Here is an 18,409-nt window from a genome sequence, read left to right as displayed (position 1 = left end):
TTTAAAAAACACCGTTATGCGCCCCTTCCTGTCCCGCTACCTGCCGTATCCCGCCTTTGTCGGCCTGTACCTGCTGTTTGACTGGGCCACGTATATTGACCCGATGTACGGGCTGAACATCACCCCGTGGAATCCCGACCCCGCGCTGGGTCTGGTATTTTGGCTGATCCACGGCCGCAAGGCGGCGCTGCCATGGTTCATCGCCCTGGTGGCCGGCGAGGTGCTGGTGCGCGGCATGCCGGCTGGCCTGCCCCTGACCTTGCTCTGTTCGGCGTGGCTGGTGCTCGGCTATGGCGGTATCGGCGTAGTCTTGCGCCGCAGTTTCAGCAGCAGCGACATCTTCGACAACCGGCGCCGCCTGAGCGCCTGGGTTCTCATCGTGCTGCTTGGCACCGCGCTCAATGCAATCGGCTATATTTCATTGCTGTCGCTCACGGGGCGCATACCGTCCGCCGAATGGGGCACGGCCGTCTGGCGTTTCGGCATCGGCGACACGGTCGGCATGCTGGTGTCGATGCCGCTGATCTGGGTGCTGTTCAGCGAACGGGGGCGTGAGCGCCTGCATGCCGCCGTCTGGCGCTGGGAAACCCTGGCGTACCTGGCCCTGGCCTGCTTCGTGTTGTGGAGCGTCTTCGGTTCCATCGTGCGTTCCGAATACAAGCATTTCTATTTTTTGTTTCTCCCCGTCATCTGGGCCGCCTCGCGCCAGGGCTTGCATGGCGCCGTGCTGGCCGTGTTTGTATTGCAGCTATGCATCATCACCCTGGTGAAATGGACGCATGCCGTCGATATCCAGTTTTATGAATTGCAACTGCTCGACGCCGTGCTGGCGCTGGTGGGCTTTTTTATCGGCATCGTCGTCGATGAAATGCGGCAGGTGGCCGACGAACTGAAGCACACGATGCGCCTGGCGGCGGCCGGCGAAATGGCGGCCGCCCTGGCGCACGAGCTGAACCAGCCGCTGACGGCCTTGTCGACCTATGGCAAGGCGTGCGAATACCTGCTGGAACGGGGCGAGAACGGCGCCTTGCTGCAGGGCGCCATCGGGCACATGATCGTTGAATCGGGACGCGCCGCAGACGTGGTGCGCCGCCTGCGCGACTTTTTCCGTACCGGCGCGATGCAGCTCGAGGCGGTGCAGGCGAGCGCCTTGATCGAGGGCCTGGCGCGCCAGTTCGCGCCGCTGTTCCATGAGCATGGCATCGAGCTGGCACTGGCGCCGCCGTCGCCGCTGGCCGTCAATGCGGACCGCCTGCAAATCGAACTGGTATTGCGTAACTTGCTGGCCAATGCACAGGATGCGGTGATGGCCCAGCCGCGCGGCCAGCGCCGCATCACGGTGTCGGCCGAGCCGCTCGAGGGCGGGCGGCTGCGCCTGTCCGTGGAAGACAGCGGGCCCGGCATTTCCAACAGCCTGGCCGCGCGCCTGTTCGAACCGTTCGTCTCGACCAAGGCCAGCGGCCTGGGGCTGGGGCTGGTACTTAGCCGCAGCATCGTCGAAGCGCATGGCGGCCAGCTATGGGCCGAAGTGGGCAAGCATGGTATGTTTCGTTTTATCCTGCCTCTGGCGCACGCCAGTGCGGGCGCCAGGGGAGAGTATGGTGACAAGTAATTTGACGGTGTTTATCGTGGACGACGATCCCGCCGTGCGCGATGCGCTGGGTTTGCTGTTGGGCATACGCGGCTACCGCACGGCGCTGTTTTCCTGCGGCGAGGATTTCCTGCACAGCTGGCGGCCCGAGTGGGCCGGTTGTCTGCTGATCGATATCCGCATGTCGGGCATGGATGGCCTGAGCCTGCAGCGCCGCTTGCTGGAGCTCAAATGCATGCTGCCCATCATCATCATCACGGGGCACGGCGACGTGGCGCTGGCACGCCAGGCATTCAAGGCGCAGGCCAGCGATTTCCTGGAAAAACCATTTGACCACGACAAGCTGCTGGCCGCCATCGATGAAGCATTTTCACGCGAGGCGCATGCGCGCGGCCAGTTGCAGCGCCAGGTGGATGGGCTCGCCTTGCTGCGCGCCTTGACGCCGCGCGAGCGCGAAGTGATGCAGTTGGTGGTGACGGGCCAGCACAACCGCGATATCGCCCCGGCGCTCGGTATTTCCGTACGCACGGTGGAAGTGCACAAGGCGCGCCTGATGGACAAGCTGGGCGTCGATAATGTGGCCGACCTGGTGCGCATCAGCATGCTGGGCACCGGCTAGCCGAGGAAGAGTTCTCTAGGCGATCGCCTTCAATACCTGATCGCTTGAAATTGCCTTGACCCAGTCGCTGCGCCGCGCCACCGTGATGACGGTGCTGTTGGCGCTGTCGAAGGGGGCCCATTCAGGATTCTTCTTGCGCATCAATGCCACTACGGGCACATGCACGGCGTTTGCCAGATGCATGATCGATGTTTCCACCGAAATAATCAGGTCGCATTGCGCCAGCATGGCCGGCAGTTGGAAAAAGTTGTCGACGGCACTGAATGCCTGCGTGCGCGGCAAGTTGTGCGCCTGCACGACGGCATCCACCTTGGCCAGTTCCTGCGGCATGGCATTGATCAGGAAGCAGGCATGCTGCCATTTCGGCATCGCTTGCATGCGCGTGATCAGCTCGGCAATGCGCTCCAGGGGCCAGCCGCGCTTGTGCGACTTGGCAAACGGGTTCAATAGCACGAGCGGACCCTGGCGCGGAGCAAAGCCCCAGGCGGCCAGCTGCTCCTGCGCTTGCTGCAATGCGTGCTCGGGAATGTGCACGAAGGGATAGCGTTCGGCCACGGGAATGTCGAGTCCCGTCAATTGATGGAACCAGTCCGCATACACGCTGCTGATATGGTGTTCTCCGGCATCCTGTCCCGCATACGAGGCCAGCACGGCATCGATCTTGCGGTAGGCCAGGTAATGCCAGGGGCGCAAGGGGCTGAACGGCTTGCGCGTGCCGATCACCAGCCCGTGCGGGCTGATCGCGCGGGCAAGGTCCGCATATTGCTGTGGCCGTACGTGGGCCAGCGACACGACGACAGGATAGTGCTCCGCCTTGGCTTCGCGCAGCGACTCTTCGTACAGCGCGGGGCTGTAAGTCTTGCGGTACACCTTGGAAAACAGGCCCGACTGTTCCACCCAGTCATACAGCGAATAGGTGCGCAAGCTTTCCCATTGTTTGGCGTCGGACGTGCGTCGGACTTCATCGACCCACAGGTGGATCTGGATATGCGGGTAGGCCGCGGCAAAGGCGCGGAAGCCGTTTTGCAGGTAGGTGAAGTCTCCCAGCGCCAGATGGGCGATGAACAGAATTTTGTCCGACTTTTGTAGCAGTTCGGCGGGAATCAAGGGCGTCATGTATCAGTACGATTTCAGGTATTCATTCGATGGTGTCATACCACTGGGTGGGATGGTGTCATGCCACTTGCTGGGAAAATTGCAGGCGGTGCAGATTGGCATAGGCGCCGTTGGCGTCCAATAATTGCTGGTGACTGCCGGTTTCCATTATTTTCCCATGTGACAATACCACGATACGGTCCGCCCGTTCAATTGTTGATAGGCGATGAGCAATAACTAAGGTGGTTTTTCCTTGCATTAGGTGTTCCAGTGCCGCTTGCACGGCCCGTTCCGCCTCCGTATCCAGTGCCGAGGTGGCTTCATCGAGAATCAGGATGGGCGCATCCTTGTAGATCGCGCGGGCAATGGCCACGCGCTGGCGCTGGCCGCCGGACAGGCGCGAGCCATTGTCGCCCAGGCGCGTTTCCAGGCCGTCGGGCAAGCCGTCGATGACGTCCGACAGGAAGGCTGCCGCGGCGGCCGCCTCAATGCGCTGCCGGTCCGGGGCCGCATCGCCATACGCGATATTGGCGGCCAGGGTATCGTCGAACAGCACCACCTGCTGGCTGACCATGGCGATCTGGCTGCGCAGGCTGGTCAAGGCGATGGCATCGATATTCTGTCCATCGAGCAAGATTTCACCGCTGCTGACCGAGTAAAAGCCGGGCAGCAGGCTGACCAGGGTCGATTTGCCGCCGCCGGACATGCCGACAAAGGCGACCGTTTGTCCCGGCGCGATGTTCAGGTCGATGTGTCGCAGGGCCGGTTCCGGATGTCCGGGGTAGGCAAAGCTCACGTCTTTGAACTCGATGCGGCCTTTGCTGCGGCCGGCCAGCGGCTTGCCGCCCGTGCGTTCCGGTATCTTGTCGATCAGCAAAAAGACTTCTTCGGCGGCGGCCATGCCGCGTTGCAGGGGACCGTTGACTTCGGCCAGTTGCTTCAACGGCGTCAGCAGCATCAGCATGGCCGTGATGAAGGATACAAAGCCGCCGACCGTGATCTGCCCCTGCTCCGACTGGAACAGGGCCATCACGATGACCAGGGCCACGGCGGCGGCCGTGATCACCTGCGTGATGGGCACGGTGGCGGAAAAGGTCGTGGTCATGCGCATGCTGTAGCGGCGCAATTGTTCGGCGCGCTCTTCGAAGCGCGCTTTTTCGTAGGCCTGGCCGCCGAAGATCTTGATCACTTGCTGCGCGCGCGTGGTTTCTTCGATGACCTGGGTCAGCTCGGCATTGACGGCCAGCGAGTCGCGGTTGAGTTTTTTCAGGCGCTTGCCCGTGGTGCGCACGACGATGGTCAGCACGGGCAGCAGCACCAGGGTCACCAGGGTCAGTGCCCAGTTCAGGTACAGCAGCCATGCCAGCAAGCCCAGCACGGTCAGCGAGGAGCGCACGATCGAGGTAAACACCTTGGTTACCATCTCGATGATCTGCTGCACCTCGAACATGATGGAGTTGATGACCTTGCCCACCGTGTGCGTGTTGTAGAAGTCGATGGGCAAGTTCAGCATGCTGGCAAACATCCGGCGCCGCAATTCGTTGAGGATGCGCGTGGAGACATAGCTCATCAGGTAGCTGCTGGCAAACGTCGACGCGCCGCGGATGGCAAAGATGCCGATGACGATCAGCGGCACCAGCCAGAAGGAAAAACGCACTTTGCCGCCAAAACCATTGTCGAGCAGCAGCTTGAGCGCATACGGCAGCAGCGGTTCCGTGCCCGCCGTGACGACCATCGCCAGCAGGGCCAGGGCCAGGTGTTTCTTATAGGGCGCGTGCAGCGCGGTAAGGCGCTTCAGGTCGGGCGTGAGCATCGGTATGATTCCTTGCAGGGGACAGCAAAAACGGTCAGGCGAAAAACGAGCTCAAGCGGTGCGCTCTTGCTGGCGCAACAGGGCCCACAATATCACCATCGGGAAGACCAGCATGATGATGCCGATATTCAGGGTGAGCGAGCTCGTCGTAAGGCCAAAAATCAGGTAGCAAGTGCATAGCACCACGCCGGCCAGTGCATAGGGCTGGGCAGCGGGGGAACTCTGGCGCAGGGAGCGTGCAAACAGTGCCAACGGTACAAGGAAGAGCGCCAACAAGGCCAAGACACCGATAATGCCGCGTTTGACCATCGTATCGAGGTAGTCGTTATGGGCATTGGTATGCCTGCGTATGGAAATGTTTGCCTTACCTTCCGCCACCAACATCGATTTTTGTTCCATGTAACCGTTGCGACCCAAGCCTGTCCAGGGGCGTTGCTGGGACATATCGATCGCGGTGCGCCACATTTCGAGACGTTGCCCGATGGAGGTATCAACTTCCCCGCGGTCCTCAAATGTGTGAATGTTGGAAATGCCAAGAGTAATGCGCTCTTTTACCGTCGAGTGGGGCAAAACGTAGGCCACGATGGACAGGCCCGCCAGGGCCAACAGTCCCATCATCAGATAGCGTTTGCCATGCTTTTTGCTGTGATGTACGACGAAGAAAATCAGGCAGACGGGCAAGGCGATCCAGCCGCCGCGACTGCCGCTGATGATGGAGCCGACGATGCCTGCCAAGCAGCCCAATAGCATGACGGCTCTCCATAACCAGCGGTGAGCTTGCATGCTGGCCCAGTCGAGCCCGCACATGGCCAACATACCCAGCAAGATGCTGATATTGCCATAGTGAATCGCGTTACTGGTTGCTGCGAGAGGGCGCGGCATATCCTGAATAAAAAATTGCCACATCGCCAATGCTGTGCCAGCAATGGCGCCGACGGCTAAGCCTGCCCACCAAGCCTCCGGCCGTGGCGGATACGCAATGAGCAACAACAGGACGGGTATGGCCAGCAGTGCCCGCAATGGAATGTCGAGTTCGCGGGCAGGATCTGCGTGGTACAGCATGTTGGCCGTGAAAATACAGAAATACAGCAACAGCGTGCCCAGCATTAGATAATCCTGGCGTTGCAGGTTCAGGCGGGGACGTTTCCATAGCAACCAGCTGCTGGCCAGCAGAAGAACCAGCGCGCCAAGGGAATATCCGCTGGTGACAGGCAACGCCAATGCCGAAAAGAGAAAAACACAAACAGAGGTCAAGCCGAGCATGAATATCCTTGGTAACGCACGTCGTCGCCATTATGGCAACTGTAGCAACATAAAGTAGGCGTCATTGTAATCGAAGGTTCATGCAAAAACGCCGACGTAAAAATTGCTTTTTTGAAATCAATTCGCCAAGCCCAAGGGTATAAACGAAAAAACCATGGTTTTGAACCATGGTTTTTTTGTAAGCAATGGTAACTTGCTGTAATTTTGTCAAGGCAAGGCGGGCCTTGCCTTGCGCATCAGGCGGTAGCCGGCACGCGCGTCGCAACGCCGGTGGCGATGGCCGCTTGGGATACGGCAGGCGCGACCCAGCTGCGCAGACGCTCGTCGAACGGTGACGGGATCAGTTGCAACGGCGTCAGGGCGCTGCTCTCGTGGCCTGGCAACGGCTCCTTGGCCAGCGCGGCAATGGCGCGCACGCAGGCCAGCTTCATCTCTTCATTGATGGTGGTGGCGCCCACGTCGAGCGCGCCGCGGAAGATGTACGGGAAGCACAGCACATTGTTGATCTGGTTCGGATAATCCGAGCGGCCCGTGGCCACGATGGCGTCGTCGCGCACGGCGTGCACTTTTTCCGGGGCAATTTCCGGATGCGGATTGGCCAGGGCGAAGATCAAAGGCTTGGCAGCCATCGATTCGACCATCTGTGCGCTGACCACGCCGCCCTTCGAGACGCCGATGAAGATGTCGGCGCCGACCATGGCGTCGGCCAGGTCACGGTCGCTCGTATCGTTCGCGTAGCGCGCCTTGTTCTCTTCCATGCTGGCATCGCGGCCCGGGTAGATCACGCCCTGGCTGTCGCACACTTTCAGCAGCGACTTGTTCAGGCCCAGCGAGACGAGCAAGTCCAGGCAGGCGATCGAGGCCGCGCCGGCGCCCGAGACGGCCACTTTCACATTGCCGATATCCTTGCCCACCAGCTCCAGGCCGTTCAGGATGCCGGCCGCGACGATGATGGCCGTGCCGTGCTGGTCGTCGTGGAAGACGGGAATGTTCATGCGCTTGCGCAATTGCTGTTCGATGTAGAAGCAGTCGGGCGCCTTGATGTCTTCCAGGTTGATGCCGCCGAAGGTCGGCTCCATGCGCACCACAGTGTCGATGAACAGGTCGGGGTCGTTCTCGGCCAGCTCGATGTCGAACACATCGACATCGGCGAACTGCTTGAACAGGCAAGCTTTGCCTTCCATCACCGGTTTGCTGGCCAGCGGGCCGATATCGCCCAGGCCCAGTACGGCCGTGCCATTGGTGATCACGGCCACCAGGTTGCTGCGCGACGTGTAGGTGCCGGCCGTGCGCGGATCTTCCACGATGGCTTCGCAGGCGAAGGCCACGCCCGGCGAGTACGCCAGGGTCAGGGCGCGCGCGTCGCCCAGCGGTTTGGTGGGCGTGACGGAAATCTTGCCTGCGCGGGGTTGTGCGTGATAGGCGAGGGCGGCTTCTTTCAGGTTGAAGGTTTCGCCGTTCTGTTCGGCATGCTTGCTGTGCGAAGTAGACATAGGAATTCTGGGAGGGGCAACCAGGCCCGAGTGGTAAGTCCGAGCCATGGTATGCAAGCGTTTGCACGCTGTCAAGGCTGGAATGTACTTAAGCGTACCAAAACCGCTTTGGGCAACGGCTTTATTTCAATGCAAGCGTTTGCTCGGTTTTTGACGAAATGGGGAATTTTTACGATAAAATCACAGTATTGCGATCCGGGAAGCCCATGACAAACAAGAACCCCACCTTAAGCGACGTTGCGCGGGCCAGCGGCGTGCACTTTTCCACCGTGTCGCGCGTGATGAACCCGGCAACGCGGCAAATGGTCAGCGCCGAGGTGGCCGCGCGCGTGCTGGCCGAAGCGGGCCGCCTCGGCTACCGGCCGAACCGCGCCGCCTCGACCCTCGTCACGCGCAAGTCGCGCATCATCGGCGTAGTCTTGCCCGACATCACCAACGCTGTTTTCCCGCCGATTTTGCTGGGCATCGAAGAGGGCTTGCGCAAGCATGGCTACCTGGCCATCGTCGCCAATGTGGGCGCCGACGAGGAAGAGCAGCTGTTCGTCATCAACCGCCTGCTGGGGCAGCAGGTCGATGGCCTGATTTTGGCTACCGCACGGCGCGACGATCCCGTCATCAAGATGTGCATCGACCAGAATGTGCCCGTCGTGACCGTCAACCGCAGCGACGAAACGGGCGTCGCTTCCTGCGTCGTCAGCGACGACGTGGTCGGCATGCGCCTGGCCGTGGAACACTTGCTGGCGCTCGGTCACCGCCATATCGCGCACATTGCCGGCCCGGAAAACCTGTCCACGGGCCACGTGCGCCGTCTCGGTTTCCTGGCCGCCATTCAGGCCAGCGAACTCGACCCCTCGCAAGCGTTCGTCTTTGAAAGCAGCGGCTATTCGCGCGAATGCGGCAAGGCGGCCCTGCTGGAACTGCTGCGCCAGTCGCCGCAAACGACGGCCGTGGTGACGGGCAGCGACCTGGTGGCCCTCGGCTGCTACGACGCCATCCGCGAACTGGGCTTGAGCTGTCCCGAAGATATTTCCGTGGTGGGCCACAACGACATGCCCTACATGGACATGATCCGTCCGCCTTTGAGTACCATCCGCATCCGCCACCACGGCATCGGCACGGAAGCGGCCCGGCTGATCCTGCAAACCATCGCCTCGCCCGATTCCCCGGTGATCGACGTGCGCCTGAAGCCCGAGCTGGTGGTGCGCGAGTCGACGGCGCCGCCGCGCGCCTGAGCCTGCCACTTGTTGCCCTTCTTTTGCCAGAGTATGTTTAAATCTTGATATTGATATTAATCAAGACAACGCCATGCAGACGACGGAAAAGCATGCACAGCAGGGAGGCCGCTGATGCCGAAGAATTTCGGCATGCCCGGCAGCGCCTGGCGCTATGCACTGGGCAGTGACTATGGTTATTGCTCGCCGCTACTCGAAGGCATTGAATTTGAAAACGAGTGGGTGACGATACGCGAATCGGCCATCCGCATCCGCGCCGGTTATGCCTGGGATGGCTGTTCGCCCTGTATCAGCGTGCTCGGCCTGTTTTATGTGGGCACGCCCGATGGCGCGCAGCACCTGGGCTTGCCCGCCACCTACCATGCTAGCCTCGTGCATGACGTGCTGTGCCAGTGGCGCGCCGAGATGCCCGTCACCCGCGCGCAGTCGATCGCCATTTTCCACCAGTTGCTCAGGGAGGTGCGCTTCCCCCTGGCGGGACTGTATGCCGGCGCCGTCTTCCTGTTCGGGCCACGGCGTGGCTTCATGCGGCCCGGTGCGCGCGCCGTAGTGGCCGCCCCGCACCCGCCAGGCGCAACATTAAAGCGGCGCTAACGCCGCCGCCGACGCGCCATGATGTTAAACTGGCGCCCCTCATCGTTTCTCTTGCCCTCTACCGCCATGACCAAAACCAACACGCCTTCCCCGAAACGCCGCGAAGAGGGCGTCGCCAAACTGACCGTCAATCCCTTCCTCGACGCCGAGTTTTACGCGCGCATGCGCGACTACACGGAGCGCGACGCAGCCATCATCAAGGAATTGAAGGCGATCGCCGAGATCCGCGCCGGCAACAAGCAGCCCGATCCCCGCCTGGCGCCGTCGCTGGCCGCCTTGCGCAGCACCGTCAAGAAAGGCTTGAGCTTTGGCGACATGCTCGACCGCATGGCGGCCGGCAAGGAAAAGGGCTTGTGGGAACCGTGGATGACAACCTTCGGCATCGAGATCCGCGCCGTCAACTACGGCGCCGGCCCGCGCAACGCCTGCCTGGTGCTGGATCTGGCCGCGAATGCCCCCGCGCACGCGATGTTCGCCAAGGCCGGCATCCAGAACTGGCGCAGTCTGGCCGCCGACGACTGCTCCGTCGTGCGTTCGGAAAAAGCGACGGAAACCACGCCGCTGAAAGTGTATGCCGTGTTTTACCTGGATCCGCTGCCGGCCTGATCCGTCAGACACTGCTGCTGGCGACATTTACCAGCAGCAGCACCGCCAGCACGATCAGCACGGCGCCCGATAGCCGCTCCAGGCTCGGCAGGGCGCGCGCGAAGCGCTGCCGCAGCGCGCCATTGCCGATGGCCAGCGCCACCGCCATGTCCCACGCCAGCACCGCACACACCATCCACACGCCATACAGCACGACCGAGCCGCTGCCCGTTTGCCGGCTGGCGACGACGGACGCTAGACTCACGTAGAACAGCGCATTCTTCGGATTCAGGATGGCAGACAGGAAACCCATGCCCAGGCCGTTGCGCCAGTGCGCCTTGCCGGGCGTGGCGGCCGGCGCTGCCGTCAGCGTCGTGGTGCCCGCATGGCGCAGGAATAGGCCGCCCAGGTACAGCAGATAAGCGCAGCCCGCCAATTGCACGGCGATAAACAGGGGACTGCCCGGATGCAGCACGGCGACGCCGCCAAACGCCGCCACGATGAACACGCCATTGGCCAGTGCGATGCCGATGCACGCTGGCATGGCGCCGCGCCAGCCGTGCGCCAGCGCGCTGCGGGCGACGAGGAAAAAATCGGGCCCCGGCGACAGCAGCGCGAGGAAGTGGGCGGCGGCGATAAGGAGAAAATCCTGCATGAAACGCGACTCCGGCAATGGCGATGCGCGAGTATGCGGGGGGGCGCTCCGGTCTGTATTGAAGAAAATTGCAGGCACTTCAGCCGCGATAGCGTCCCGGCGTGATGCCGGCATGCGCCTTGAAGACGCGCTGCAGGTGGCTCTGGTCGGCAAACCCCAGCGCGCAGGCGATGTCGGCCAGGGCGTTGCCCGCCTGCAAGTCGCTGCGCGCGCGGTTGACGCCCAGATTCAGCTGGTACGCATGCGGCGTCATGCCGGTGGCGGCACGGAAGGCGCGGATCAGCTGGTAGCGGCTCATGCCGGCCAGTTCGGCCAGTTGCGCCAGGCTGGCCAGCGGTTGAGACTGCAGCTGCTGCACTACCGGGCGTAGTTGCATCGGGATGCGGGCAGCGTGCGAGGGGAGGGGGATTGCCCCGCCGGCATCGGCACAGGCGTGTAGCAAGGCCAGCAGGGCCTCTTGCTTGGCGGCCGCGGCTGCGGGCGAGAACAGCAGCGCATTCATGGCACAGAACTGCGCATACAGGACAGGTTCGTGCAGTACGCTGGCGCTGCTTGCATCCAGCCGCGGCACGTGGATTTGCAGCCACTGCGCATCGAGATGCAGCATCTGGTAGCTCCAGACGGCGTCAGGCAGGGGATTGCAGGCGTGCACGCAGCCGGCCGGCACCAGCACCAGGCTGCCATTGCCAAGAGCCACCTTGCCCTCTTTGCTGCCCGTAAAGATGCTGCCGCCCGAATCGACTGCGCCGATGGAAAACGTGGGATGGCTGTGCGGCTTGTAGCACGCGCGGCTGTTGCAGGCGCGCCGGCTCTCCACGTGGGGCAGCGCCGGGTCGCGCCAGAAGGCGGTGGTGCCGGGCATGGCTACATCAGAATCACGTCGTACTGCTCCTGGTGGTAGGCGTTCTCCACCTGCAGCGAGATTTTCTTGCCGATGAAGTCGCCCAGCATGGCCAGGTGCTGCGATTCCTCTTCCAAAAACAGATCGACCACTTCCTGCGAGGCGAGAATGCGGAATTCGCGCGGGTTGAACTGTTTTGCCTCGCGCAGCAGTTCGCGCAGGATTTCATAGCAGATCGTGCGCGAAGTCTTCACTTGTCCCTTGCCGGCGCAGGCGGGGCACGGTTCGCACAGGATGTGGGCCAGCGATTCGCGCGTGCGCTTGCGCGTCATTTCCACCAGGCCCAACGGCGAGAAGTTGCTCACCGACACCTTGGTGCGGTCGCGCGACAAGGTGCGTTTCAGTTCGGCCAGCACGGCGCTGCGGTGCTCGGCGTTGTCCATGTCGATGAAGTCGAGGATGATGATGCCGCCCAGGTTGCGCAGGCGCAGCTGGCGCGCGATGGCGTGCGCCGCTTCCAGGTTGGTCTTGAAGATCGTGTCGGCGAAATTGCGCCCGCCGACAAAACCGCCCGTGTTGACGTCGATGGTGGTCATCGCTTCCGTCTGGTCGACGATCAGGTAGCCGCCGGACTTCAAATCCACGCGGCGGCCCAGCGCGCGCAAGATCTCTTCTTCCACGCCGTACAGGTCGAACAGGGGGCGCTCGCCCGTGTAGTGCTGCAGGCGCGTCAGTTCGCTGGGCGTGTAGATTTCCGCGAATTCGCGCAGTTTTACATAGTTTTCGCGCGAATCGACCTGGATGGTGGCCGTTTCATCGCCGACGAAGTCGCGCAGCACGCGCTGCGCCAGGCTCAAGTCCTGGTGCAGCAGGCTGGTGGCGGGACGCGTGCGCGCGCCGTGCGTGATCGTGCTCCAGGTTTTTCTCAGGTAGTCGACGTCCGCCTTCAGGTCCGCGTCGGACGCGTCTTCGGCCATGGTGCGCACGATGTAGCCGCCTTTTTCATCGGGCGGCAGCAGGCTTTGCAGGCGCACGCGCAGCTGTTCGCGCTCCGCTTCCTTTTCGATTTTCTGCGAGATGCCGATGTGCTTGTCTTGCGGCAGATAGACCAGCATGCGCCCGGCGATGGAAATCTGCGTCGACAGGCGCGCGCCTTTCGTGCCGATCGGGTCCTTGATCACCTGCACCGTCAGCACCTGGCCGTCAAACAGGATTTTTTCGATCGGCGCCGGCGTCGCGTTCTGGCCGTCGTGGCCGCGCGCTTCCCAGATGTCGGCCACGTGCAGGAAGGCGGCGCGTTCCAGGCCGATGTCGATGAAGGCCGACTGCATGCCCGGCAACACCCGCACCACTTTGCCGGAGTACACATTGCCGGCCAGGCCGCGCGTGAGCGTGCGCTCGATGTGCAATTCCTGCACGGCGCCCTGCAGGATGAGGGCGACGCGCGTTTCTTGCGGCGTGATATTGATCAGGATGTCTTCGTTCATGGGGGCGCGGGAGTGGAGGCAACGAATGACATCATACCCGGGATCAGGGCAGGGGCAAACCTGCCAGCCGTAGCAACTGTGCGGTTTCGTACAGGGGCAGGCCCATGATGCCGGAATGGCTGCCTTCGATATGCTCGACGAACAGCGCGGCGCTGCCCTGGATGCCGTAGCCGCCGGCCTTGTCGTAGGGTTCCGGCGTGGCGCAATAGGCGGCGATCGAGGCGGGCGAGAGCACGCCGAAGCGCACTTGCGACACCTGCGTGCGCTGTTCGGCGAAATCCTTGTAGTGCACGGCGATCGAGGTCAGCACCTCGTGCGTGCGGCCCGACAGCTGCTGCAGCATCGCCACAGCTTCCGCCCGGTCGGCCGGCTTGCCGAGGATGACGCCGTCGATGGTGACGGTGGTGTCGGCCGCCAGCACGGGGCGCGGGGTCAGGTGGCGGCGGCGCACCAGGTCCCAGGCGAAGGCGGCTTTTTCATTCGATACGCGGGCGACATAGTCGAGCGCCGATTCGCCGGGGAGGACTTCCTCGGTGACGTCGGCGCCGCGCGGGCCGTCGCTGCGCAGCAGCAGCAATTCGAAATCGATGCCGATCTGGCGCAGCAGTTCGCGCCGGCGCGGGCTTTTGGAGGCGAGGTAGATCTTGTGATCAGCCGTTTTCATGGGGGAGTTCAGACACGGTGGTAGGGGTGGTTTTGCGTGATCGACCAGGCACGATAGAGCTGCTCGGCGAGGATCACGCGCACCACGCCGTGCGGCAGGGTCATGCTGGAAATGCGCAGCATGCCTTCGGCACGCGCCTTGAGTTGCGGATCGAGGCCGTCGGCCCCGCCGATCAGGAAAGCCGTGTCGCGGCCATCCTGCTGCCACGCCATCAATTGCTGCGACAGGCCGACGCTGGTCAGATCCTTGCCGCGTTCGTCGAGGGCGATGATGCGCACGCCCTTGGGCAGGACGGCTTCGATGCGCTCGCGTTCGAGCGCCATCGCCGTGGCGGCGGTCTTGCTGCCGGAGCGCTCCACCGGCTTGATTTCTTTCAGCACGATGCGCAATTCCGGCGGCATGCGCTTCGCGTATTCCGCGAAGCCCGTCTCTATCCAGGCCGGCATTTTATGGCCGACCGCAGCGATGATGAGCTGCATCGAGGCTTACGCTTCGACTTTTTTGATACGCTTGATCACGGTTTTTGCCGGTGCGGCATCGGCTGCCGGCTTGGCCGCGCGTGGGGCGCGCACTTTTTTCTCCGGCAGCGCTTTCAGCGCTTTCACGGCAGCTGCTTCGGTCTTGGTAGGCGCGACTTTCACGGTCTTGCCGACGGCTTTGGGAGCGGTGGCTTTTTTCACCGGGGCTTTCTTGGCGGCGGTGGCAGCGGTGGCTTTCTTCGCTGGCGCTTTCTTTTCGATCACGGGCGAAGCTTCCACATTGGCCTTGCTTGCCGCCAGATGGCCGCTGACCTTTTTCGGCTCGTCGCCGGCCGCTTTTTTCGGCGCGCGCTTGGCGGCGCCCAGCTTGACCGGGGTGTCGCCCCAGATTTCTTCCAGGCGGTAGTAGGCGCGGATAGGCGCTTGCATGATGTGGACGATCATGTCGCCCAGATCGACCAGCACCCATTCACCGGTTTCCTCGCCTTCCATGCCGATGATTTGACCGCCGGCGTCCTTGACCTTGTCGCGCACCGAGGCGGCCAGCGCCTTGGTTTGACGGTTCGAGGTACCGGAGACGATCGCGATGCGGTCGAACAGGCTGGTCAGATGACTCGTTTCGAAGACGGCGATGTCTTGGCCTTTGACGTCTTCCAGGGCGTCAACGACGAGGGTTTGCAGTTTTTTGATGTCCATTTAGCTTTTGTATAAATTATGTTGTTCAATATAGTCTAGCACTAGCGGGGAAAGAAGCGAGTTTGCCCGATTCCCCCGTTGTAATGCCGCACGTATTTCGGTGGCGGAGATATCCACCGCGAAGTCCTGTGCCAGATAAGTCAGACCGTGCGGCGTGTTGCGGATGCTTTTCAGAGACCCCAGGCGGCGCGAAAACTCGTCGGCGACCACTCGCGGTACTGCTGTGTCATTCAGCGCGAAGCCGGGGCGGGCCGCGACGCAGATATGCGCGTATTCAAATAATTGCTGCCATTCGCGCCATGTCGCGAGCCGCTGCAGCTGGTCGGCGCCCATCAGGAAAACGATGGAAGCGCGCGGTCCCAGCTCGGCGCGTACCTGGCGCAAGGTATCGATGGTGTAGCTGGCCTGCCCATGTTCGCTGCGCTCGATTTCCTGGCGGTCGATCACCACAGGCAGGGGCAGGCCGGCAAAGGCCAGGCTGGCCATCTCGGCGCGCTGCTGGCCGGTGGCGCCCAGCTTGCTCTTTTGCCAGGGCGCGCCGGCCGGAATCACGCGCAGTTCGTCGGCGTGCAGCAGGCTGGAAAAATGCGTGCCCAGCGCGACGTGGCCCATGTGCACCGGATCGTAGCTGCCACCGAGTAGCGCCACGCATGCCGTACCACTTTCCTTCACGCCTGCAGCCAGTCGCGATGCACGAGGAAGTCAGTATACAACGCCGCTTCGGGACTGCCCGCCTCCGGATGCCAGTCATAGCGCCACTTGACCACGGGCGGCATCGACATCAGGATCGCCTCGGTGCGTCCACCCGATTGCAGGCCGAACAGGGTGCCGCGGTCGAACACCAGGTTGAACTCGACATAGCGTCCGCGCCGGTAGCACTGGAAATCGCGTTCGCGTTCGCCGTACGGCGTGTCCTTGCGGCGCGCCAGGATCGGCACATAGGCGTCGATGAAGGCGTCGCCTGCGCTGCGCAGCATGGCAAAGCTGTCGTCAAAGCCCAGGGCGTTGAAATCGTCGAAGAAGATCCCGCCGGCGCCGCGCGCTTCGCGCCGGTGCTTCAGGTAGAAATAATCGTCGCACCACTGCTTGAACTTCGGATGCAGTTCGCCGCCGAACGGCGCCAGCGCGTCATGGCACACCTGGTGAAAGTGCTTCACGTCGCCCGCGTCGCCGTAGTACGGCGTCAGGTCCATGCCGCCGCCGAACCACCATACGGGTTCGCCATCGGTATTCACGGTGCTGAAAAAGCGCACATTCATGTGCACCGTGGGCGCGTAGGGATTGCGCGGATGCAGCACCAGCGACACGCCCATCGCTTCCCATGCCTTGCCACCGAGTTCAGGGCGCGCGGCCGCGGCCGATGGCGGCAATGCGGCGCCGGTGACGTGCGAAAAATTCACGCCGCCCCGCTCGAACACATTGCCTTCCTCGATCAGCCGCGAAATGCCGCCGCCGCCCTCGGGGCGCTGCCAGGCATCGGTCAGGAAGGGCTTGCCGTCCTGCGCTTCGAGCGCCTGCACGATACGGCTTTGCAAATCGAGCAAATAAGCCTTGACGGCCGAAGGAGAGGGAGTTGACGACATCGCGTGGGCCGACGAGGCCGAAATAAAAAAGTAAGGACGGATTGTACCCTGTTACGCGTTTTTGTGATAGGGCGGCGCTTGCGCTGTGGTTTTGGGCCGGCCGCGCGCACCGTCCGCGGCCAGCGCCTTCTACAGCACGCGCAATTGCTGCAGCACGGGCAGCGTGTCCCGCATGAATTCCTCGATGGCCGCGTTGAGCAGCTGCTGGTGCGCCGCCTCGTCGGCGCATGCAGCGCCATCCTTGAGCAGGCGGCGCCCGCAGCGCGCCATGGCGGTGGCCGCCTGCGCCTGCAGGGTGGCCAGGTCCGGCTGCTCCCGCTCCTGGGTCAGCAGCGAAAACAGCAGCCGGTCGATGAATTCCGTATCGATACCGCTGCCTGTCAATGGCGAGCACAGGATGCGGTAGTCGTCGCCGTAGCGCTGCTGCGCGCCGACGGTCCGGTTCAGGCGGCGCGCGGCTGCGTCGCCGCTGTCGGCGTGCGCCTGACTCGGGAAATACATCACGACCTGGCCGCCGGTGACGAGCATGGCCGCCACCTCCGCCAGGCTTTGTACGCTCTGTCCGGGCAAGGAGGGCAGTGCGGCCAGTTCGGCCAGGCTATGCGGGCCGTTGGCCAGCGCGTCGCAGACGGCGCCGTAGACCTGCTCGTTGCCTGTCACTACGCCCGCCTTGGTCTGGAAGGTAAAGGTCATTTTTGCGCGCGGTACCAGCATGGCCAGGTGCACGTCGGCGTAACATTCGGCCTGGCGCACGGCCCCCATGCGGCGCGCGCCCCGTACCAGCACGTCCTTGCGGAAGCTGGTATTGAGAAAATAATCCTTCATCGTTTCGCGCCTGGCCACATCGGGCAGCAAGTCGATGGTGGCTTGCTGGTCGGCGTTCAGGTACAGCTCGGGAAAGGCCAAAGGCAGGTCGGCGGAGCCGGCAAAATCGAGCTTGGCGCGCGCCACATCGCGCATCACGTCGGCGTGGTACAGCGGTTCCCAGTCCTGGTTCAGATACTCATGCACGCTGTAATGGGGATCGCTGTTGATGAGCGCATTGAGGCGCGGCGCGAGTGCGGGATTGTCCGCGATGTAGCCAGCCTGCAGATTCTGCAACTGTTGCACATAGGCGATGCCAGCCTGCATTTGCATGTCGCTGCGGCCGGGGAAGCTGGCGGCAAACTCCAGCAGCAGGCGTTGCAGCGGCAGGGCGGAACTCCATCCCGGCATGGCGTTATAGCTGAGCGAAACGATGCCGCCCGGTTTCAGGTAGCGCGCGATGAAGTCGACGATGTGCTGGCGGTTCTCCCGGTTGACCCAGGTGTAGATGCCATGCAGGGTAATGAAGTCGAACTGCGGCAGATCGGCCACGCGGCCCTGCGCCAATTCTTCAAAGCTGTTCTCCAGCAGGGTCAGATTGCCCAACTGTGCCTTTGCCGCCAGGGTGCGTGCGCCGGCGACATGGGCCGGATTGAAATCGTTGCCGTAGAACTGGCCGTTAGGGTTGGCGGCGGCCAGCACGTTGAGCGTCTGGCCGCGCCCGAAGCCCAGTTCAAAGTAGGTGTAGGGCTGGTCCAGGGGGACCGGTTCGATGCCGTTGAGGATGCAGCTGAAATTGAGGTGATGCGGACTCAGGTCGCTGTAAAAACCGTTGGTGTACTCGATATCCGACACGTATCCTTCATTCCAGGCCATGGTTTCCCCGCATTGGTGGCAAAACGGCAGTATGCCATC

At 62.6% G+C, this 18,409-nt stretch carries 17 protein-coding genes and 1 pseudogene; 5 read left to right on the top strand and 13 right to left on the bottom strand.

The genetic code is table 11. The annotated features are described in order from the left end of the window. The first annotated feature begins 16 nt into the window (after positions 1–16). Both JAB4_RS25215 and JAB4_RS25210 read left to right on the top strand, forming a co-directional pair. The gene (locus tag JAB4_RS25215; protein ID WP_070224382.1) at positions 17–1,612 is read left to right on the top strand and encodes an ATP-binding protein; all 1,596 of its coding nucleotides are present in this window, start codon (positions 17–19) and stop codon (positions 1,610–1,612) included. Next, entirely contained in the window at positions 1,599–2,210 is a 612-nt protein-coding gene (locus JAB4_RS25210; RefSeq protein ID WP_070224407.1) for a response regulator, read from the top strand. Before JAB4_RS25215 ends, JAB4_RS25210 begins: the two co-directional genes overlap by 14 nt. 15 nt (positions 2,211–2,225) lie before the next feature. Here JAB4_RS25210 and JAB4_RS25205 read toward each other — a convergent pair whose 3' ends face one another. From JAB4_RS25205 to JAB4_RS25190, 4 genes and pseudogenes are all read right to left on the bottom strand, one after another. After that, entirely contained in the window at positions 2,226–3,326 is a 1,101-nt protein-coding gene (locus tag JAB4_RS25205; RefSeq protein ID WP_070224383.1) for a glycosyltransferase family 9 protein, read from the bottom strand. A 58-nt stretch (positions 3,327–3,384) separates the two neighbouring features. Then, positions 3,385–5,118: a lipid A export permease/ATP-binding protein MsbA gene (gene msbA, locus JAB4_RS25200; RefSeq protein WP_070224384.1), complete on the bottom strand. Its 1,734-nt coding sequence runs from the start codon at positions 5,116–5,118 to the stop codon at positions 3,385–3,387. A 51-nt stretch (positions 5,119–5,169) separates the two neighbouring features. Beyond that, a complete protein-coding gene (locus tag JAB4_RS25195) occupies positions 5,170–6,381 on the bottom strand; it encodes an O-antigen ligase family protein (protein WP_070224385.1) in 1,212 nt (403 codons plus the stop codon). A 254-nt stretch (positions 6,382–6,635) separates the two neighbouring features. Then, positions 6,636–7,874 (bottom strand): annotated as a pseudogene (locus tag JAB4_RS25190) (malic enzyme-like NAD(P)-binding protein); the annotation flags it as partial. Positions 7,875–8,080: 206 nt separating this feature from the next. Here JAB4_RS25190 and JAB4_RS25185 point away from each other — a divergent pair. From JAB4_RS25185 to JAB4_RS25175, 3 genes are all read left to right on the top strand, one after another. Next, positions 8,081–9,106: a LacI family DNA-binding transcriptional regulator gene (locus tag JAB4_RS25185; protein ID WP_070224387.1), complete on the top strand. Its 1,026-nt coding sequence runs from the start codon at positions 8,081–8,083 to the stop codon at positions 9,104–9,106. A gap of 114 nt (positions 9,107–9,220) precedes the next feature. Beyond that, the gene (locus JAB4_RS25180; protein ID WP_070224388.1) at positions 9,221–9,700 is read left to right on the top strand and encodes a hypothetical protein; all 480 of its coding nucleotides are present in this window, start codon (positions 9,221–9,223) and stop codon (positions 9,698–9,700) included. A gap of 66 nt (positions 9,701–9,766) precedes the next feature. Further along, complete coding sequence (locus JAB4_RS25175; protein WP_227742033.1) at positions 9,767–10,306, top strand: hypothetical protein; 540 nt, start codon at positions 9,767–9,769, stop codon at positions 10,304–10,306. Positions 10,307–10,310: 4 nt separating this feature from the next. Here JAB4_RS25175 and JAB4_RS25170 read toward each other — a convergent pair whose 3' ends face one another. The 9 genes from JAB4_RS25170 to JAB4_RS25130 form a co-directional block, all read right to left on the bottom strand. Further along, positions 10,311–10,940 carry a LysE family transporter gene (locus JAB4_RS25170; protein WP_070224390.1) on the bottom strand — a complete coding sequence of 210 codons (630 nt, stop codon included), beginning with the start codon at positions 10,938–10,940 and terminating at the stop codon, positions 10,311–10,313. A 79-nt stretch (positions 10,941–11,019) separates the two neighbouring features. Further along, complete coding sequence (locus JAB4_RS25165; RefSeq protein ID WP_070224391.1) at positions 11,020–11,802, bottom strand: AraC family transcriptional regulator; 783 nt, start codon at positions 11,800–11,802, stop codon at positions 11,020–11,022. A gap of 2 nt (positions 11,803–11,804) precedes the next feature. Further along, a complete protein-coding gene (gene rng / locus JAB4_RS25160; RefSeq protein ID WP_070224392.1) occupies positions 11,805–13,268 on the bottom strand; it encodes a ribonuclease G in 1,464 nt (487 codons plus the stop codon). Positions 13,269–13,311: 43 nt separating this feature from the next. Continuing rightward, positions 13,312–13,932: a nucleoside triphosphate pyrophosphatase gene (locus JAB4_RS25155; RefSeq protein WP_070224393.1), complete on the bottom strand. Its 621-nt coding sequence runs from the start codon at positions 13,930–13,932 to the stop codon at positions 13,312–13,314. 8 nt (positions 13,933–13,940) lie between these two features. After that, on the bottom strand, positions 13,941–14,411 hold the full coding sequence (gene rlmH, locus JAB4_RS25150) for a 23S rRNA (pseudouridine(1915)-N(3))-methyltransferase RlmH (protein WP_034747108.1): 471 nt from the start codon (positions 14,409–14,411) through the stop codon (positions 13,941–13,943). A gap of 6 nt (positions 14,412–14,417) precedes the next feature. After that, positions 14,418–15,107 (bottom strand): ribosome silencing factor, encoded by a 690-nt coding sequence (gene rsfS / locus JAB4_RS25145; RefSeq protein ID WP_070224394.1) that lies wholly within the window; start codon positions 15,105–15,107, stop codon positions 14,418–14,420. Further along, positions 15,108–15,779 carry a nicotinate-nucleotide adenylyltransferase gene (gene nadD / locus JAB4_RS25140; protein WP_265334685.1) on the bottom strand — a complete coding sequence of 224 codons (672 nt, stop codon included), beginning with the start codon at positions 15,777–15,779 and terminating at the stop codon, positions 15,108–15,110. Further along, complete coding sequence (gene hemF, locus JAB4_RS25135) at positions 15,776–16,690, bottom strand: oxygen-dependent coproporphyrinogen oxidase (RefSeq protein ID WP_070224395.1); 915 nt, start codon at positions 16,688–16,690, stop codon at positions 15,776–15,778. Before hemF ends, nadD begins: the two co-directional genes overlap by 4 nt. 129 nt (positions 16,691–16,819) lie before the next feature. Beyond that, positions 16,820–18,370, bottom strand: a complete 1,551-nt coding sequence (locus JAB4_RS25130) for a class I SAM-dependent methyltransferase (RefSeq protein ID WP_070224396.1) — start codon at positions 18,368–18,370, stop codon at positions 16,820–16,822. Positions 18,371–18,409 lie beyond the last annotated feature (39 nt).

Origin of the sequence: Janthinobacterium sp. HH102, assembly GCF_001758625.2 — a bacterium.
Taxonomy (GTDB): Bacteria; Pseudomonadota; Gammaproteobacteria; order Burkholderiales; family Burkholderiaceae_D; genus Janthinobacterium.
Note: the sequence above shows the minus strand (reverse complement) of the source record. Positions and strands in the feature narration are given on the sequence as shown.